The organism is Streptomyces oceani (assembly GCF_001751245.1).
In the GTDB taxonomy this organism is placed as follows: Bacteria; Actinomycetota; Actinomycetes; order Streptomycetales; family Streptomycetaceae; genus Streptomyces; species Streptomyces oceani.
This window is the reverse complement of record NZ_LJGU01000014.1, coordinates 1-222: the sequence shown is the minus strand read 5'-3', so window position 1 is coordinate 222 and position 222 is coordinate 1. Positions and strand designations below refer to the sequence as shown.

The following is a 222-nucleotide window of genomic DNA, read 5'->3' as shown; positions in this document are numbered from 1 at the left end:
CGTCCCTCGCCGCCCGGTTCGCCGCGAAGGAGGCGCTGGCCAAGGCCCTGGGCGCGCCGCGTGGGCTGCGCTGGACGGATGCCGAGGTGGTGTCCGAGGACTCCGGCCGGCCACGGCTGGTGGTGCGCGGCACCGTCGCGGAACGGGCCACGACGCTCGGCGTCACCACCTGGCACGTCTCGCTGAGCCACGACGCCGGGGTCGCCTCGGCGGTGGTCATCG

At 76.6% G+C, this 222-nt stretch carries 1 protein-coding gene; it reads left to right on the top strand.

The window, feature by feature from the left end; all coding sequences use genetic code 11:
• Positions 1-222 (top strand): holo-ACP synthase (locus tag AN216_RS00065; protein WP_079166086.1); only part of this gene is annotated, 222 nt, incomplete at both ends.